Here is a 16,572-nt window from a genome sequence, read left to right on the forward strand (position 1 = left end):
GACCGCGGACGCGGGACGATCAGCGCTCGTTGTTCCACATCCGGAACACCGCACAGCGGCGCTTGTCACCGAAGGTCACCGTCCACAGGTTCGAGAACGTGCCGAGCTTGCGGTAGACGCCCGTCCCCTCGATCGCGGCCGTGTCTCCGGTGATGGTCAGTACCGACCACTCGAACTCCCAGCCGCCTTCCTGCCACGCCTGTCGGCCCAGCCACCCGTCGACTATGGCCGTGCGGCCGATCCACGATGTCTCATAAGGCCATTCATGATATTCGGCCTCCTCGGTGAACAGGGCGGCGATATCGTCCGGGTCGGAGGTCTTCCACGCCTGCACATACCGTTCGACCCACGCGCCGACTTGCTTTTCGGTGATGGCGACCATGATTCTCCTTTGCTCTCCGGCACTTTCGATACATCCTCGGCCGATCCACGGTCTCGGAGAAGGTCGCGGTGTACCTGGGTGTGCCGCTCCTAGGAACGTGTCCGGCGTGCCCTGGATCCCAAGCTCATTGCGGAATCTGCAGAGCCATCGCTACGGTCCGCAGGGTTTCGGCTACCCGGGCGGCGGGCTCGGTGAGCGGCGCCGGGAGCCTCGCCAGCAGTAAGCGGCGATGTTCCTGCGGGCCACCGCGTACCGCCAGAATGCGCACGCCCGGAGGCGCCGCCGGAGTGAGAGAGGAAGGGACGGTGGTGAATCCGCAGCCGGCGGCGACCAGGTTCAGCTTGGCAAGCCAGTCTCGCGCGGTGTGCGCGATTTCGGGGCGTTCGTCGAGGCCGGGCCACACACCCATCAGCCGATCTTCGGTGGCCGGTCCGGCGATCCATAACCGGCCGTGCAGATCGGCCACATCGATGTAGTCACCGCGCGCGAGCGGATGATCGGCGGGCACCGCCACCCGGAGGCCGGCTTCGCTGAGGGTCTGCAGCACCAGCGGCGGCGACTCGGTGTCCGGCGGCCGGAAGGGCGGCTCGGAGCCCAGTAGCGCCAGGTCCAGACTTCCGGCGCGCAGTGCGCGGACCAGAGCGGGGGTACTGCCCTCGCGAGTGTGAACGACGATGGCCGGATGACTGGTGCGCAGGGCAGTGATCGCCCGGGGCACCAAAGCCGCTCCCGCACTGGGGAACCAGCCCACTCGGACGATGCCGCCCGGAGCGGGCAGCCCGGAGAGCTCGCGGGCGGTGGCATCGATCCGGTCGAGCACGTCCGTCGCTCGCCGCAGCACGAGTTGCCCTGCGGCGGTGAGCCGTACGCCGGTGCGGTGGCGTTCGAGCAATTGCACCCCCGCGGCCCGTTCGGCCGAGGCGATCTGCCGCGACACCGCGGACTGGGTATAGCCGAGCGAAGTCGCCGCCGCGGTGAAGGTGCCCTGCTCCGCGACGGCCCGGAAGACCCGCAATGCGGTGAGCGAGACCTCGGAGAAATCCATGACTTCTACGCATACCAGGTGTGTCGAACATTCGCTGTGCTCATTCAGCGCGGCGGCCGCCCGATCATGGTTACTTGACGTTGAAGAGCCGGGTGCAGGCTCGGGTGAGGGTTTCCCGGAGGATGTCGTCGGGGATATCGGCCAGGGCGGGGACCGCGACGGCGATGGCGATATTGATATAGAGGGCGGCGCGTTGATCGGGAGAGGGATTGTCGCCGTAGAGGACCACGAGGGCGCGGTCGCGCATCGATTCGAATGAGCCGTTGTCGGAATCGATCCGGACGTCGATCGCCGGATTGGCTTGCAGAATGGCCAGCGCCTCACGCTGGGCCACCAGCATGTCGACCATTCCGGCGATCACCAATTGCACGCGCTTGGGGCGGGAGCGGACGGTCTCGGCGCGGTCGAGCAGTTCGTTCATGGCGCGGAACTCGGGCACCACGATCTCCCGGAAGATCTCGGCCTTGGTGCGGAAGTAGTAGTAGACCGCGGCTTTTGTCAGACCCATCTCGTCGGCGATCTGCTGCAGGGTCGTGGCCTCGTACCCGCGTTCGGAGAACATGCTGCGGGCAGTGTCGATGATGCGCTGCCTGGTCTGCCGGGCCTGTTCGGCACGGGTGGTGGCTCCGGTGTCCGTCATCGTCGCCCTCGCATATCAGTCATCATGCCTGATCGCCACCCGGACTTTCCTTGTGGACGTGGCTGTTTCGACCGCGACTTCGGCGGTCAGTTTCCCATCGGCATTTCGCCACCGTACCGTATTTCACTAGCCGCGTGGCTGGTGAATCTCTTGTCAACGGGTCGGCGCACGTCTAGGGTATTTCACTAGCCACTCGGCTAGTGAATAGCCGTTCCAGTCCGTCGAACAGAGGCCCTCATGTCGACTTTTCTGTATCGGCTCGCGCGGTGGAGTACGCGGCGCAGGCGCTGGGTACTGGCCGCCTGGCTCTTGATCGGGGTCGGCGCGGTTGCGGTCGCGACCCTGAGCGGCGGCAAGACCAGCGATAGTTTCGCCATGCCGGGGACCGAGGCGCAGCAGGTCCAGGATCTGCTGTACTCGAAGGTTCCGCAGGCGGCCGGGGTTCAGATGCAGGTGGTGTTCTCGTGCACGCCTGGCGCCGATCTGAACGATCCCGCGCTCCGGACCACCGTGGAACAGGCGGTGGCGGAACTGAAGTCGGTTCCGCAGGTCACCGCTGTCGGTGATCCGTATGCGTCGAAACGGGTGTCGCCGGACGGGCGTGTGGCGATCGCGTCGGTGCAGTTCGCGGACAAGAGCGCCGCCGATGTCGAGGCCTCGACCTTGGATGCGGTGCGGCAAGCGGTCGGTCCGGCCGAGGCCGCGGGGATCGGCGTCGATTATTCGGGCGGGGTGTATCCAGGCTCGCATACGGCGCAATCGCCGATACCGGAGATCATCGGAATCGCGGTCGCGCTGCTGATCCTGCTGATCACCTTCGGTTCGTTCGTCGCGGCCGGCCTGCCGATCATGACCGCGATCATCGGCGTCATCACGACGCTGATGGGCGTCACCGCTATTGCGTCGGTCGTGGATATCGCTTCGGCAGCAACCACTGTCGCGCTGATGCTCGGGTTGTCCTGCGGCGTCGATTACGGGCTGTTCATCCTTTCGCGGCATCGGGACAATCTGCTCGGGGGTGTGGCCGTCGAGGAATCCATCGGCCTGGCCATGGGCACCGCGGGCAGCTCGGTTGTCTTCGCCGGCCTGACGGTCATCGTCGCGCTGTGCGGGTTGTCCCTGGTGGGAATACCCTTCCTGACCGTCATGGGTCTGTCTGCCGCTGCGGCGGTTGCCGTCGCCGTACTCATTGCGATCACCCTCGTGCCGGCGATGCTCGGATTCGCCGGACACACGATTGTCCGATTCTTCGGGTTCGGCAGGCAGGAGCGAACGGCGCGCCTCGCCGTCGAGCATCCGGACCGCACCCTCGGGTCGAGGTGGGCACGATTTGTTGTCCGGCATCCGGTTTCGCTGCTCCTCGGCGGTGCGCTCCTGCTCGCAGTGATCGCACTGCCGGCCACCTCCATGGAACTCGGCCTGCCCAGCGGAAGTGCCAAACCCACCTCGGACACCCAGCGCCGGTCCTACGACCTGGTGGCCGCGAGCTTCGGGCCCGGCTTCAACGGCCCTCTCGTTGTCCTCGCCGAAGGTGTGCCGAATGCGGCTGCCGCACAACCGATTGCCGATGTCCTCGGCAAGGAACCGGGGATTGCGGGAGCCTCGGTCAGCATGGCGATCGAGGGAATCGCGACCGTGCAGGTCTATCCCACAACCGGGCCCAATGACGAAGCGACCACCCAACTGGTGCACAAACTCCGCAGTGAGCGCAGCGTTCTCGCCGCGGGCACCGGAGCTCGAATTCTCGTGGGCGGCAAGACCGCATCCGACATCGATATCTCCGCCAAGCTCTCCGCTGCCCTGCCCACGTTCCTCATCGTCGTGATCGGGCTGGCATTCTTGCTGCTCACCTTCGCCTTCCGCACCATCCTCGTCCCGCTCACCTCGATACTCGGCTTCCTGCTTTCGGTGGCCGCCGCCTTCGGCGCGCAGGTCGCGATCTTCCAATGGGGCTGGGGTGCAAGTCTTCTCGGAATCACACCCACTCAAACGGTCAGTTTCCTGCCGATTCTGATGCTGGCCATCATCTTCGGCCTCTCCAGTGACTATGAAGTCTTCGTCGTCTCCCGGATCAACGAAGACTTTTCTCGTACCGGAGAGGCGAGAGGCTCTGTGCTTCGAGGTACCGGTCGAGCTGCCCGGGTTGTCACCGCCGCGGCTCTGATCATGTTCGCCATCTTCGTGGCATTCATGCTCAATAACGACCCCACCGTGAAGGCCATCGGATTCAGCTTCGCCGCAGGCGTTTTCCTCGATGCCTTCGTTGTGCGCCTCACGCTGATCCCCGCCGTGATGGCATTGATCGGCTCGCGGATCTGGTATCACCCCCGATGGTTCGCGAAATACATCCCCGACCCGGATATCGAAGGCCGCCGCCTCGAACGGCCCAGGGTGACCGTGCCGGACGACGGAGTGCGTGCCGATGCGGTCACTGCCGAGGCAACCTCATAACTGTTCCAGACGCAGGAATGTCGTTCCAGGACAGCAGGATGCGGAGCGCGTCGTGTGCGGGTGTTCCCGGTTCGGCGGTGAGCACCAGCAGGCGTTGGCCGGAGCCGTCGGGGCTGAGCCAGGTGTCGCAGTCCAGGGTGAGGTCGCCGACGAGCGGGTGCCGGTAGTTCTTGGTGCCGAAGGTGGCGCTATCGACCCAATGTTCGGCCCACCAGGTGCGAAAGTCAGTGTCTCGCAGTGATAGCTCGCCCACTAGGCGTGCGAGCTCGGGATCGCCAGGATTCTTCGCGGCTTCCATTCGCAGCGCTGCCACGGCGATGCGCGCATCGTGCGCCCACTGGGTATGGAGGCCACGGAAGGTAGGGTCCGTGAAGAGTAGATACACGTAATTCCGCTGATGCGCGGGGATGTTCGCGAAGTCGAGGTACAGGGCGGCCGCGGCGGAATTCCACTCGACGATGTCCATGCGCATTCCGAGCACGAGGGCGGGTGTCTCGGTGAGCTGGTCGAGCAGCCGTCGCATGGCGGGGCGAGCACGCTGGACCGTACGCCTTCGCTGCGGTCTGGCGTCTGTCTTGCCGGCCAGTTCGTAGAGATAGGTCTGCTGATCGTCGTCCAGGCGCAGCGCGCGAGCGAGTGTGCGGAGTACCGAAGCGGATGCGCGGACGCGTCCTTGTTCGAGCCGGGTGTAGTACTCGACGCTGATGGCCGCGAGCTGTGCCACCTCTGTGCGGCGCAAACCGGTCACTCGGCGCCGCGTGCCGGTATCGGGCAGGCCGACCTCCCGGGGAGTCAGTTGGGCGCGGCGTGCTTTCAGAAAGCCGCCGACCTGGCCGTACTCGGAGGGAGAGGTCATGAGTCCATTGTGAGGCGATTACAGGGCCAGTAGGAGGGCCACGATTGTGGCCAGTCAGAATCACGTCTCTTTTTTCCAGGTCGCAGCGCCGTGACTGTGGAGTCATGACCAAAACCGATGTCACCTTCGACAGCGCCGGCATCACCCTCGCCGGTCACCTCTATACCCCCGGCACCTCCGCCGACGGTCCACACCCGGCGATCGTTATCGGCCACCCGGGCGGTGGCGTGAAGGAACAGACCGCCGGCCTCTACGCCCTGCGGCTGGCCGAAAAAGGTTTCGTGACACTGACTTTCGATGCCGCGTATCAGGGTGAGAGTGGCGGCGAGCCGCGCGGTCTCGAGGACCCGGCTCACCGCGTCGAAGACCTCAAAGCCGCGGTCTCCTATCTGACCACCCGGTCGGAGGTGGATGCCGACCGCATCGGCGCGCTCGGCATCTGTGCCTCGGGCGGCTACGTGCTTTCCGCCGCCGGCAGTGACCATCGGCTGCGGGCGGCCGCGACCGTCAGCGCCGTGGACATCGCCCGCCAGTTCCGACTGGGTGCCGATGGAACGCAGGACGCGGCCGTATTCCAGGCCATGCTCGACGCTGCCGCACATGCGCGAACCGTCGAAGCGAGCGGTGTGAAGCCCGATACGCTGACGCTGTTCCCGGAGACGATCGAACAGGCCCGCGTCCTCGGCGGCGAACACGGCGCGGAGGGTTTCGATTACTACCGCACGGCACGCGGGCAGCACCCCCGCTCGGCGACCCACTTCGACTGGCGCAGCATCGACAAGATGGCGATCTTCGATGCCTTCGCCTCGGTGCCGCTGATCGCCCAATGTCCACTGCTCATGATCGTCGGCACCCGCGCGGTCACCTCCTGGATGACCCTCGAGGCCTTCCAGAAGGCACTGGGCCCCAAGGAAATTCACTGGGTCGAAGGAGCCAGTCACGTCGACCTCTACGACCGGAAGCAATACGTCGGCCCCGTAGTCGAGAAACTGGCGGCGTATTTCGCTCAGCACCTCCGCACCGCGTCCCCGATAGCGTCGGCCGCTGAAGTGCTCCGATGACGGAAAGGTCAGATGACATGTTCACGATGATGACTGTGATCCGTAAGCGGCCCGAAGTGTCCACCGAGGACTTTCGGCGCTTCATGGAACTCGAATACGGGCCGACGTACGGCAGGCTTCCGCAGACCAGGGAGTACGTCCAGTACTACCTGGCGGACGTCAGCACCGACGGCGTGGAGGATCCGATCGATGCCATCGTCCGGATCAGCTTCGACTCGCAGGAGGAGATGCGCAAGGCTCTCGACACCGACAGCTATCGGGCCGCGCACGAATTGCGGAAGGCGTACATGCGTGCGACGTCCGCCGGGATTCATCCGGCGATTGTCGAACGTACCGTGCGATTGGTCTGACCGAGCCCGGCCGGGCCTTTCGTCAATCACGCACTCATCGAACAGCTTTCACCTAGGTTGGTGAGAACGCCGCTACAGTGAAGCGGACGAGACTATCCGATTGTCCAGGCTCTCGAGGAGACGCCATGATCGATGACCCGACGCCGGATTCGTTCGCTGCTGTTCCGCCTGACGATCTGTCGCGTGATCTCACTGTGGCCAGGCCCGATCAGGACCAGAGCCTGCCGCATATCGGTTTGGTGGGTGATACCTACACGATCCTGGTCGGTGGGGACGATACGGATGGCAAGTACACGCTGATCGATATGCATGTCCCGCCGGGCGGCGGCCCGCCGCCGCACCGGCACGATTTCGAGGAGATGTTTTCCGTGCTGGAGGGCGAGGTCGAGGTGACCTTTCGCGGACAGACGCTGACCGCGCGGGCGGGGGAGACGATCAATGTGCCCGCCAACTCGCCCCACAGCTTCCGAAATCTCGGCGACAGCCCCGCACGCCTGCTGTGTATGTGTGCCCCCGCGGGTCAGGACGAATTCTTCGTCCTCGTCGGGCAAGCCGTGAAGTCTCGTGTCGATCCGCCGGAACCTCTCGACGCGGACGCGCAGGGCGCCTTTGTCGCCAAGGTGCAATCGCTGGCGCCTCGATTCCGTACCGAGCTTTTGCCACCACCGCCTGCCTGACCTAGGCGGCGAGGCAGGCCATCCACCGGAGCGGAAGCCTAGCGTCCTGCGCGAAACGGTCGTTCTTGTTTAGGCTGAGGGTTATGCCGCGCATCAGTGAGGAACTTTGGGCCAAACGGCGTCGTCACGTGCTGACGAGTGCCTGGGCGTGTTTCGCGCGCGATGGCTTCCATGCGGCGTCGATGGACCAGATCATCGCCGCGACCGGCTTGTCCTCGAGCGCCGTCTACCGCTACTTCCGTAGCAAGGACGAACTCATCGATGCGACGGCGGAGGAGGCGCTCGAGCTCATCGGGAGTCTGTTCGACCGATTGCTGGCCGCTGACCCGACGCCGACCCCCGATGAGACGATCACCGTCCTGGTGACCGACCTGCACAGCAGGGGAGCGCAGGAAGGGTACGACCTCTCGCAATTGGCCATGCAGGCTTGGACCGAGGCGCTTCGTCGCCCGCACCTGCACGAATTGGTCAACGCCTACTATCGCTCCACCCGGGCGAACTTCGCTGAGCTCGCCGGGCGGTGGCAGGCTGCCGGGTACATTGCGCCGGGCGCCGATATCGACGCTGTGGCAGCATTATTGACGACCCTGATGCCCGGCCTGATCGTTCTGGAACACCTCGGCGACGGCTCCTCGGCGCAGCAATTGATCGCCGGCATAAGCGGTTTCGCCTCCGCCACTCCGCTTCGGGCCGGGGCTCGCGTCCAAAATCCGGCGTGAACTCCAGCCCGGCCGTCAGGTCAGCGGTGTGAGTAGATCCTGCTGTGGTGGCCAATCCACCAGGGGCATAGTGGATTTAGCGAACAGCTCCATATGGGCAGTCTTGTGGTGTGCGTCGAGCGCCGTCTGACTGGCCCATGACTCGTAGACAACGATCGTGTTCGGATGATCGTTCTCCGTGTGCACTAGGTAGGCAAGGCAGCCGTCCTCCTGCCGGATGACGTCTTCCAGTGACCGCATCCGGGCCAGTACCTGGTCTCGGTAGCCGGGCAGCGCCGTGAGCCTGGCGACCGCGCACACGGTGGAATCGACTGCGGTGCTCGATGTTTCGGCGACAATTCCAGCGCCGAGCCAGGGTGAATCGACCTCCACCGCATTGGCGCCCAATCCGTGGGGCTCGGTGGTGTAGAAGCGCAGCCGGAGCCCGTCGGGGTCGGGGACCACCAGCAGCCAGCCGATCAATGCGACGATCGGCGGCGAATGCGGGATGCCGAGGGTATCGAGTCGAGTAACCCAGTCGTCGATTGCCACTCGATCCGCGACGGACAGGGTGAGAAGGTCATAACCGTTGAGGGCCTTGGCGATAACCGGATCCAGCCGCAGTTCCAGGCGGCCGGGGAAGCCGGGAATGTCGAGGATAATGGCGAAGAGCGTGCCGTCGCCGCGGCGGTGATCGAGCTCGGTCAGTCGGCGCGCGCCGAGGACGGTGCGGTACCAGTCGGCACTGCGCTCCAGGTCGGTGACGGGCAGTTTGAGGTGATGGATTCCGCTGTGTGTCGGGTTCGCAGATGCGCTCATGATCAGATCAACTCCGTGGGAAGCGTGATTCGGATGCGGTGGCGTTATCGAATGGGGAGCAGGGGCGGATAGCTCGAAAGATCTTGCAGCACAGAGCTAACGCTGGTCGGGGCGCTGTCCGAGGCCAGATATCCGTCCGGCCGGACCAGCAGTGGCCTGTCGAGTCCGGGTATGTGCTGAACGCTCACCACCCCTTGCTGGTCAGGGTGCGCCGATGTCGGCCCGCCGTCGCTGGGCAGTGCAAGAGTCCAGTTCAGACCGGCTGAGGGAACGATTTGTGGTGAGACCCGCCTTCCGACACGCGGTGATCCATGGTCGGGCTCATCGGTGTAGGCGATATCGAGTTGGGCGAGTTTGGTGGTGATCCATTCGGTGACGCCGGGCGTTGCGGCGGCAGCGGCCAGGACTCGATTGCGGAGCTCGCCCGCGGCCGGGTCGCGCAGATTTGCCAGCGTCGCGAATTGGCTTGTGAAGGAGACCATTCCGGTCGCGATCGGATGCCGCTCGCGGTGATAGCTGTCCAGCAGGTCGACCGGAGCGAGCCCCGTCAGTACCGCGTGTAGTTTCCACGCCAGATTTCCGGCGTCTTGTATGCCGGTATTCATGCCTTGCGCTCCCGCTGGGCTGTGCGTATGCGCGGCATCGCCGACCAGGAAGACATTGCCGGCACGAAAACGAGCAGCCACCCTTTCCTGCACGCGGTAGGTCGACGCGGCCACCACTTCGAGCACCCGGAAATCGCTGGAACGCGAACCACGTTCGGCGAGAACGCGTTCGACGTCGGTGAGTGTCGGAGGCGCCGTGCTGGGCACCGAGGCCACAATGCGATGCAGTCCGCCGGCCAGCGGGGACAGCAGCAGCATGCCGTTGGCGGACAGGTAGAACGTGGTGTCGGACTTGGCGTCGTCACCGCCGTCGAGACTCAGCCGAACATCGGCGATGGCGAAGCGCTGCTCGCGCGCCGCGCCGGGAAAATCGATGCCCGCTGTCGTCCGGACCGCGCTGTGCACGCCGTCGCAGCCGACGATGTAGCGCGCGGATATCGCGCGCAGCATGCCGTCCGGTCCCGCGACGGTCGCGACCATCCCCGGGAAGTCGGTGGTAGCGCCGAGGAATTTGTGACCTCGATGCACTCCGCCGCCCAGTTCGGTCAAGCGCCGCAGCAGGTGCTCCTCGGTGGTCTGCTGGGAGATCAGCAGTACAAAGGGGTACGGCGTCGGTAGACCGTCATAGCTGGCCCGCAGCAGTGTCCTGTCGCGATCGTGCAATCGAAACCCGCGCCCACGATCCCCGGCCTGGACCAATCGCGCACTGACACCGATCCGTTCGAGATATTCCAGGGTGCGAGGCTGCACGGCCGCCGCTTTACTGCCGGGCTGAACCTCGGTGACGCGGTCGATCACCACATAGTCCACGCCCAGCTGGCGCAGGCTTGCCGCGAGTGTCAGTCCCGCCGGACCGGCGCCGACGATCAGCACATCGGTCTGGGTGGGAAGCAGCGGAGTGGATGTCATCGCCTTCTCCTAAAAACGAAACGATCGTTTCCGTATAGCTAGGAGAGTAGTCCCCTCGGAACCGTTGGCGCAAACGTTCATTCCTCTTTGGTGGCCCCACTTTTCGGGATTCAACGCACGGACGGGCCACCCGCTCGACAATGGACGCGGCAACGAACCGAAGGTGAGTACATGACCAGAGCCATCGAGAATCTGATCGCCGCCTACGCCGAACTGGTGGACGGCGGCGACTTCGCAGGGCTGGGTGCACTGCTCGCCGATGCCAGTTTCGGCAGTAGCGGGGGATCGGTCAGTGGAGCCGAGGCGATCGAGGCGATGTTCCGCGCCACAGTCATCGTCTACGAGGACGGCACGCCCCGGACCAAACACATCACCACCAATCTCGCCATAGAGGTGGACGAGGCCGCGGGCACAGCGGCATCCCGGAGCTACTTCACGGTCCTGCAGGCCTTGCCTGAATTACCGTTGCAGCCCATCGCCAGTGGCCGCTACCGCGACAGTTTCGCCCGGCGTGACGGGCGCTGGCGTTTTGTCGAGCGCCGAGTGCATGTCGATCTCGTCGGCGACGTCAGCAGACATCTGTACCCGCGCGGCCGTTAGCCGTCGGGAGGTAGCGCAGGCCGTCCATCAATAGGTCCAACAGCCTGCCGGCCAGATCGCGCTGGTCGAGTTCTCCTGCGATGAGCGTGATTCCGCCCAAGCTCATCAATACGTCGCTCGGGTCGACATCCGATCGGACCGTCTTGTCTGCGGCGCCCGCGGCCAGGAGTGTCGCCAGGGCGTCGGCGAGCAGCGCGCGGGTGTGCATGATGTCGGCTTCCGAGACGAGCAGGGTGCGCAGGGCGTCCGCCATCGCGTTCTTGGTCGCCATGAAGTCGATGAAATGGTCCATCCATGTTCGGAGTGCTTGTGGTGCAGGCGCATTCGACAGTAGGTCGAGTGCTGAGTCGCACAGCTTGGTGACTTCGTTGCGGTAGGTCGCCTCGACCAGGGTCTCGCGGGTGGGGAAGCGGCGGTAGAGCGTGCCGATGCCGACGCCCGCGTCCTTGGCGATCGCTTTGAGTGAGGCTTGCGTCCCCTCCCGGGCGAAGGCATGCGCGGCCGCTTCGAGTACGCGGTCGTGATTGAGTTGCGCGTCGGCGCGCAGAGGCCGAGAGTTCGCGGTGGGCATCTGCCGAAGTCTCCTGACGGTTGATAAACGGAGCCGGGTCCGCTTATGCTGGGTAAGCGGACCCGGCTCCGTTTATCAGTGTAGAGCGTCGGGGCGCCTCACCAGGAAAGAAGCAGTGTGATGGGTAATAGTCGCGTCACCACGCCGTTCGGTGCGCAGTCCACCGCGTCGGAAGTCATTGCGGGCCTGGACCTTACGGGCTACCGCGTGATCGTCACCGGCGGCGGGTCCGGGATCGGTACCGAGACGGCGCGTGCCCTCGCCGGCGCGAACGCCGAGGTGACCTTGGCTGTGCGCAATATCGAAGCCGCGAAAGTCGCTGCCGAGGACATCGTCGGCGACACCGGCAATAACAAGATCCATATTGCGCCGCTCGATCTCGCAGACCAGGCATCGATAGTGGCGTTTGTCGCCGACTGGCACGGGCCGGTGCATATCCTCGTCGACAATGCGGGCATCATGGCGACGCCTGAGCTGCGGACCCCGCAGGGCTGGGAAATGCAGTTCGCCACAAACCATCTCGGCCATTTCGCGCTGACCAGTGGCCTGCGTGACTCGCTTGCGGCGGCGGGGAACGCCCGGGTTGTCGTAGTGAGCTCGGTGGGTCATCTGAACGGGCAGATCGTGTTCGACGACATCCACTTCCAGCGGCGTCCCTACGACCCGTGGGAGGCGTATGGGCAGTCCAAAACAGCGAATATCCTGTTCGCGGTCGAGGCGGCCGAACGCTGGGCTGCCGACGGGATCACCGTGAATGCCTTGAACCCGGGCCGAATCCCGGCCACCAATCTGAGCAGGCATATCGGTGAGGTGCAGAGCGCGCCCGCATCGTTCGAGCCGAACAGCACCGCGGTGTCGTGGAAGACGCCGGTGCAAGGCGCGGCCACCTCGGTGCTGCTGGCCACCTCGCCGCTGCTGGCTGGGGTGAGCGGCCGCTACTTCGAGGACTGCAACGAGGCCGCACCCCACCAGCCCGGCATTCGGCGCGGTGTGGCCGCGTATGCGCTCGACCCGGGCAATGCCGCCCGGCTGTGGCAGGTCTCCCTCGACGCGCTTGCTGGACGGCGATAGCGATCCAGGTAATTCAATCAACGATTGAATTACTGATTGACACGTGTTTCACTTCTCGGCATGGTTCAGAAGGTCGTGTCGAGTACGTGACGGCCGACCACACCGATCGAGGAGACACTCATGAGTGGCCGACTGTCCGGTCGTGTCGCGCTGATCAGCGGCGCGGCATCGGGAATGGGCGCCTCACACGCCCGCGCCTTCATTGCCGAGGGCGCCGCCGTAATGATCGGCGATATCACCGATGAGCCGGGCGCGCGGCTGGCCGAAGAACTCGGCGACCAGGCCGCCTACATCCACCTGGACGTCACCCGCTCCGAGGACTGGGCGGCGGCGGTGGCCGAAACCGTCCGCCGCTTCGGCAAACTCAATGTTCTGGTCAACAACGCCGGGATCTTCGACGGTGGCCCACTCGGTGAGTACACCGAAAAGCAGTGGCAGACAGTCATTGCCGTCAATCTGACCGGACCGTTCCTCGGCCTCACCGCCGCCCGCGACGCACTGGTGGCGGCACGTCCCGCCGCCGTCGTGAACATCTCCTCGGCCGCCGGAATCCAGGGTGTCGCAGGCGTACACGCTTACACCGCATCCAAATTCGGCGTCCGCGGCCTGACCAAGTCGGCGGCCCTGGAACTGGCCCCCCACGGCGTCCGGGTCAACTCTGTCCACCCAGGCGGCATCCTCACCCCGATGCTCGGCGCAACCGGCGAAGTCACCGTCGACCGCGGCTCGAATCCCCTTGCCAGACTGGGTATCCCCGAAGAGGTAACCCCACTCGTCGTCTTTCTCGCCAGCGAGGAATCCAGCTACTGCAATGGTGCCGAGTACGTCGTCGACGGCGGTATGACCGCCGGTCGCGCCTGACTGGCGCCATTCCGGCTAACCGCACCAGGGCGCAGCCGACCCGTCGAAGCTCGGGATCGGCAACTTGTTGCACTGACCCGACCCGGTCTGGAACGCCTTGATCAGGTTCGCCGACCCGGTAGGTGACGGGTCGAACGATCCGGTACTCCCCGGCCCCGCAACAGATTCGCCGCTTTGCTGTACCGGCGCGAGCGCCAACGGCTCAGCAGCAGCCATAGCGGCAGGCGCGAGCAGCCCCGCGAACACGCTCGCGGCAGCCACCGCAGTCCGGATAGGGGTGATCATCAGTCGAGTCTCCTTAGGGTGCAGTGTCCTTCGCTCCAAAAAGCTAGACGCCGAACCTTCCAAAATGCGAGACCAAGAAACCACCGGCACCAGAACCCCCGTCGCGCGACCGCGCCTCACAAATTAGGCGAGAACCGATAGATCTCCGATTCTCGCCGCCGGAAACCGAGCCGCTCATACAGCCTGCCGGCCGCATTCCGCGATGCCCGCGAGGTCAGATCGAGTGTCCTGGCTCCGGCGGCGCCGGCACGAGTTTTAGCCTCCTCGATCAGGATCGCCCCGACCCCTTGTCCCCGAGCAGCATCAGCCACCACCACATCTTCGACGCGTGCCCGAAGACCAGAAGGAATCCGGAACATCACCAAACTCAACGTCCCGACAATTTTCCCGTCACTTAGTGCGACCAGCACGGTAGTCGCCTCCCCAGAGACCAACTGCCTCAATGCTTCGCGATCAAGCCTCGCCGCCGATTGTGACAACTGAGGCAACAGCTGATCGAAAGCCTCGACGACCTCATCGTCGATCACACTCAATGTCTCCACCGTGACAGCCACCCAGACACCCTACTGTCCACCTCGCGCCCGCTACCGTACTGAGATCGAGGAACGTTCGAACTACACCTGATTGCCTCCGCTGTGCCGGCGCTCAGTTGTCCCGGGCGTTACCGAATTTGGCGGTCACCTGTGCGGAATACGGTGTGGGCGGCGGTGGTTGGGGTCGATATGGAGATCACCGAATTTCCCGGCTACGAGTACGTCGACTCTGCGGATGTACCAGTACTGGAAGTGTTTCCGGGTATCCGGGCGCGGCCGCTGTGGACCGGGGTGAACGGCGCCAAGGCGCATGTGCTGGAGATGGATCCCGGAACCTGTTGGGAGGGGATCGATCTGCACGAGCCGGGGCCTGAGGAAGTCTTCGTTGTTTCGGGGATTTTCAATGACGGGTTCCGCGACTATCCGGCCGGTTCCTTCATTCATGCTCCGGCCGGTTCGTCGCATATCCCGCAATCCGCTACTGGCTGCACATTGTTCGTGTTCTACCCGGAGGGCTGAGTCAGACGGTCAGGGCGCGTGCTGCTTCGTCGATCAGGTCGGTGACCGGGCCGGGCTGGGAGGCCAGGGAGGCGTGCCCGGCGTCCAGCTCGATGATCTTGCGCGGGTTCATCCGCTCGGCCATGCGACGTTCATTGTCGGGGTTGATCATTCGATCGGCGGTCGATACCTGGTACCAGGTCGGCTTGGCCTTCCAGGCGGGTGCGGTGACATTGTCACCGAAGGTGGTCGCCAGGGGAGCCTTCTGGGTCACGGCCATGACGAGTGCTTCCTCCGCCGAGAGATCCTGACAGAAGCTCTCGTGGAATTTGTCCTGCTTGACCCACAGATAGCCGTCGGAGTCGGGTGCGAGGTTGGCGGCCGCCGCAGGGGCCAGTTCTTCGGTGATCTGGCCGGGGCTCTCCCCGGCGTCGGGCGCGAAGGCCGCGATATAGACGAGGCCGGCCACATTGGGCAGGTCACCGGCCTCGGTGATCACCGCACCGCCGTAGGAATGGCCGACCAGCACAACGGGCCCGTCGACCTGCTTGATCATCTTCTGGGTGCGTTCGGCGTCATCGGCCAGGGATGTCAGCGGGTTCTCCACGGCGAAGAGCGATTGGTAGCCCCGCTTGTCGAGTTCGACGATCACCTTCGCCCAGTGCGCGGCGCCGCCCCAAAAGCCGTGCACCAGTACGATTGTCGGCTTGATCGTCATATCGGAACCCCTCTCTCGGCGCACCGGGGCGCGCGCAACTGATGGTTACCTCGACTTGATCAGATCTGCACTAATCGTGCGAACTTCCTTCCCTTTCGATCACACTAACAGCCGCCGCGCGACCCCCGTCAGCGCGGCGCCCGATGCCCCTGATCCACTCCGATATGCGGCTCCGGCGCGATGAACGGAGTTGTCGATGCCCCGAGCCTGCGCTGCTGCGAGTAACGGCGGCGCTCGGCCTCCGTCATACCGCCCCAGATTCCGAAGCGCTGGTCATGGGCAAGTGCGTAGTCGAGGCACTGCTTTCGTACATCGCAGCCCTCGCATATGCGTTTGCCGGTTCGGCCGGAACCGCCCACCTCGGGAAAGAATGCATCCGGATCGGTTTGGGCGCACAGTGCTTGTTCGCGCCAGCGCTGGGGGCCGAGCTCGTCCAGATTGAACAGTGATCGCCCAGTCATCGGTTGCTGTTTCATCTCAACGCCTTCGGTCAACGTGTCGTGTGTCGTCGGAGCCTTTGAAATCGTGCTGCATCCGGGTCTGTCCCCCCGGAACATCTGCGGCAACTCTGAAAAGTGGTGTTGCCAAGTGCTATGAGCCGCATGATGCGACGAACATACATTGATAGTTACTGTTCAGCAATCGCTAGCTCTTCTTGAACGAGATCGGCTGGCCGGGCCGAATAGCCGAACGCGTTCCAAAAAGGCCCTCACCACGTCGCATCGGTCCATGTAACCCGCTGTCGTACAGCCGCTTCAGAACGAGGCCTGTTACGCATCTTCCAGTTCGCTGCGGAGTTCGGCCCCATGCCATTGCTCTTCAATGCGACTGATCCGAGTTGCTGAGGGATCGCCAAAGGCTCATTCGTGGGCGATCCTGTGCCAATTGGCAGTGGCATGGAGTTGCCCAGGAATCGGGCGACAGCCGTATCGGCGATTGCCG

At 64.5% G+C, this 16,572-nt stretch carries 19 protein-coding genes and 1 pseudogene; 9 read left to right on the forward strand and 11 right to left on the reverse strand.

The annotated features are described in order from the left end of the window. Positions 1 to 19 precede the first annotated feature (19 nt). The 3 genes from JWN03_RS27430 to JWN03_RS27440 form a co-directional block, all read right to left on the reverse strand. Positions 20 to 382, reverse strand: coding sequence for a nuclear transport factor 2 family protein (locus JWN03_RS27430; protein WP_297621078.1), 363 nt, complete (start codon positions 380 to 382; stop codon positions 20 to 22). Between the two features lie 124 nt (positions 383 to 506). After that, on the reverse strand, positions 507 to 1,427 hold the full coding sequence (locus tag JWN03_RS27435; protein WP_297621080.1) for a LysR family transcriptional regulator: 921 nt from the start codon (positions 1,425 to 1,427) through the stop codon (positions 507 to 509). Positions 1,428 to 1,497: 70 nt separating this feature from the next. Continuing rightward, positions 1,498 to 2,067 (reverse strand): TetR/AcrR family transcriptional regulator, encoded by a 570-nt coding sequence (locus JWN03_RS27440; protein WP_297621083.1) that lies wholly within the window; start codon positions 2,065 to 2,067, stop codon positions 1,498 to 1,500. Positions 2,068 to 2,304: 237 nt separating this feature from the next. Between JWN03_RS27440 and JWN03_RS27445 the strand changes: the two genes are divergently transcribed. Further along, positions 2,305 to 4,518, forward strand: coding sequence for an MMPL family transporter (locus JWN03_RS27445; RefSeq protein WP_297621086.1), 2,214 nt, complete (start codon positions 2,305 to 2,307; stop codon positions 4,516 to 4,518). Here the strand turns inward: JWN03_RS27445 and JWN03_RS27450 are convergent. Beyond that, entirely contained in the window at positions 4,496 to 5,374 is an 879-nt protein-coding gene (locus JWN03_RS27450; RefSeq protein ID WP_297621089.1) for a helix-turn-helix domain-containing protein, read from the reverse strand. The two genes, JWN03_RS27445 and JWN03_RS27450, sit on opposite strands and share 23 nt — an antisense overlap. Before the next feature lie 104 nt (positions 5,375 to 5,478). On the opposite strand from JWN03_RS27450, the gene JWN03_RS27455 reads away from it, so the two are divergent. From JWN03_RS27455 to JWN03_RS27470, 4 genes are all read left to right on the forward strand, one after another. Then, a complete protein-coding gene (locus JWN03_RS27455; RefSeq protein WP_297621092.1) occupies positions 5,479 to 6,435 on the forward strand; it encodes an alpha/beta hydrolase in 957 nt (318 codons plus the stop codon). Positions 6,436 to 6,452: 17 nt separating this feature from the next. Beyond that, positions 6,453 to 6,785, forward strand: a complete 333-nt coding sequence (locus JWN03_RS27460) for an EthD domain-containing protein (RefSeq protein ID WP_297621094.1) — start codon at positions 6,453 to 6,455, stop codon at positions 6,783 to 6,785. Between the two features lie 125 nt (positions 6,786 to 6,910). Further along, positions 6,911 to 7,462, forward strand: coding sequence for a cupin domain-containing protein (locus JWN03_RS27465; protein WP_297621097.1), 552 nt, complete (start codon positions 6,911 to 6,913; stop codon positions 7,460 to 7,462). An 83-nt stretch (positions 7,463 to 7,545) separates the two neighbouring features. Then, positions 7,546 to 8,181 carry a TetR/AcrR family transcriptional regulator gene (locus tag JWN03_RS27470; protein ID WP_297621099.1) on the forward strand — a complete coding sequence of 212 codons (636 nt, stop codon included), beginning with the start codon at positions 7,546 to 7,548 and terminating at the stop codon, positions 8,179 to 8,181. Positions 8,182 to 8,196: 15 nt separating this feature from the next. On the opposite strand, the gene JWN03_RS27475 is transcribed toward JWN03_RS27470, so the two are convergent. Continuing rightward, positions 8,197 to 8,979: an antibiotic biosynthesis monooxygenase gene (locus JWN03_RS27475; protein ID WP_297621102.1), complete on the reverse strand. Its 783-nt coding sequence runs from the start codon at positions 8,977 to 8,979 to the stop codon at positions 8,197 to 8,199. Between the two features lie 44 nt (positions 8,980 to 9,023). Continuing rightward, a complete protein-coding gene (locus JWN03_RS27480; protein ID WP_297621105.1) occupies positions 9,024 to 10,493 on the reverse strand; it encodes an FAD-dependent monooxygenase in 1,470 nt (489 codons plus the stop codon). Between the two features lie 171 nt (positions 10,494 to 10,664). Here JWN03_RS27480 and JWN03_RS27485 point away from each other — a divergent pair, with 171 nt between their 5' ends. Beyond that, positions 10,665 to 11,093 carry a nuclear transport factor 2 family protein gene (locus JWN03_RS27485; protein ID WP_297621108.1) on the forward strand — a complete coding sequence of 143 codons (429 nt, stop codon included), beginning with the start codon at positions 10,665 to 10,667 and terminating at the stop codon, positions 11,091 to 11,093. On the opposite strand, the gene JWN03_RS27490 is transcribed toward JWN03_RS27485, so the two are convergent. Continuing rightward, positions 11,062 to 11,664: a TetR/AcrR family transcriptional regulator gene (locus JWN03_RS27490; protein WP_297621111.1), complete on the reverse strand. Its 603-nt coding sequence runs from the start codon at positions 11,662 to 11,664 to the stop codon at positions 11,062 to 11,064. The genes JWN03_RS27485 and JWN03_RS27490 overlap by 32 nt on opposite strands. Before the next feature lie 120 nt (positions 11,665 to 11,784). On the opposite strand from JWN03_RS27490, the gene JWN03_RS27495 reads away from it, so the two are divergent. Both JWN03_RS27495 and JWN03_RS27500 read left to right on the forward strand, forming a co-directional pair. Further along, positions 11,785 to 12,735 (forward strand): SDR family NAD(P)-dependent oxidoreductase, encoded by a 951-nt coding sequence (locus tag JWN03_RS27495; protein ID WP_297621114.1) that lies wholly within the window; start codon positions 11,785 to 11,787, stop codon positions 12,733 to 12,735. A gap of 120 nt (positions 12,736 to 12,855) precedes the next feature. Continuing rightward, positions 12,856 to 13,596 carry an SDR family oxidoreductase gene (locus tag JWN03_RS27500; RefSeq protein WP_297621117.1) on the forward strand — a complete coding sequence of 247 codons (741 nt, stop codon included), beginning with the start codon at positions 12,856 to 12,858 and terminating at the stop codon, positions 13,594 to 13,596. Positions 13,597 to 13,611: 15 nt separating this feature from the next. Here JWN03_RS27500 and JWN03_RS27505 read toward each other — a convergent pair whose 3' ends face one another. Beyond that, complete coding sequence (locus JWN03_RS27505) at positions 13,612 to 13,881, reverse strand: hypothetical protein (RefSeq protein WP_297621120.1); 270 nt, start codon at positions 13,879 to 13,881, stop codon at positions 13,612 to 13,614. A gap of 116 nt (positions 13,882 to 13,997) precedes the next feature. Beyond that, entirely contained in the window at positions 13,998 to 14,435 is a 438-nt protein-coding gene (locus tag JWN03_RS27510) for a GNAT family N-acetyltransferase (RefSeq protein ID WP_297621123.1), read from the reverse strand. 168 nt (positions 14,436 to 14,603) lie between these two features. On the opposite strand from JWN03_RS27510, the gene JWN03_RS27515 reads away from it, so the two are divergent. Then, the gene (locus tag JWN03_RS27515) at positions 14,604 to 14,933 is read left to right on the forward strand and encodes a cupin domain-containing protein (protein WP_297621135.1); all 330 of its coding nucleotides are present in this window, start codon (positions 14,604 to 14,606) and stop codon (positions 14,931 to 14,933) included. A 1-nt stretch (position 14,934) separates the two neighbouring features. On the opposite strand, the gene JWN03_RS27520 is transcribed toward JWN03_RS27515, so the two are convergent. Then, a complete protein-coding gene (locus tag JWN03_RS27520) occupies positions 14,935 to 15,630 on the reverse strand; it encodes an alpha/beta hydrolase (protein ID WP_297621126.1) in 696 nt (231 codons plus the stop codon). Between the two features lie 224 nt (positions 15,631 to 15,854). Then, positions 15,855 to 16,106 (reverse strand): annotated as a pseudogene (locus JWN03_RS27525) (WhiB family transcriptional regulator); the annotation flags it as partial. Positions 16,107 to 16,572 lie beyond the last annotated feature (466 nt).

Source organism: Nocardia sp., assembly GCF_025465275.1.
GTDB lineage: Bacteria > Actinomycetota > Actinomycetes > Mycobacteriales > Mycobacteriaceae > Nocardia.